Source organism: Bartonella vinsonii subsp. berkhoffii ATCC 51672 (genome assembly GCF_902825225.1).
Taxonomy (GTDB): Bacteria; Pseudomonadota; Alphaproteobacteria; order Rhizobiales; family Rhizobiaceae; genus Bartonella; species Bartonella berkhoffii.
In genome coordinates, this window is record NZ_CADEAK010000357.1 from 1 (window position 1) to 383 (window position 383).

At 31.9% G+C, this 383-nt stretch carries 1 protein-coding gene; it reads left to right on the forward strand.

Going from position 1 to position 383, the window contains the following annotated elements; genetic code table 11:
* On the forward strand, positions 1–187 hold a 187-nt coding region (locus tag J7R10_RS09595; protein WP_208436554.1), incomplete at its 5' end, for a hypothetical protein.
* Positions 188–383 lie beyond the last annotated feature (196 nt).

Here is a 383-nt window from a genome sequence, read left to right on the forward strand (position 1 = left end):
CGTAGATACAAAGCAGAAGTGCACGCATAAACACTTACGCCATGAAACATGGCAAATAAAACAAAAACGGATAGAAAAAGCCATAAAAAGCTTTTTTGGCGTAAAAATACAAAAAACAATTCAGATGTCCCCCGCTTTTGATTATTCAGTAAGCATTGCTTTAAAAGCATCTAAAAACTTGATCTAAACTGAATAAACATCTCATAAATTAAGAATTCCCCTCGTATAGATTTTTTTAATGAATGAGAGTAATACTTTTATATTCAAATATAGATGCGAATAGCACAATCTCTTTTTCCTACTCAAGTATAAAAAATCTTTTCCCCATATCTATGCCACTAAATGCTTATCCTGCCCCATGAAGTAAAAAACTAAAACCCCTT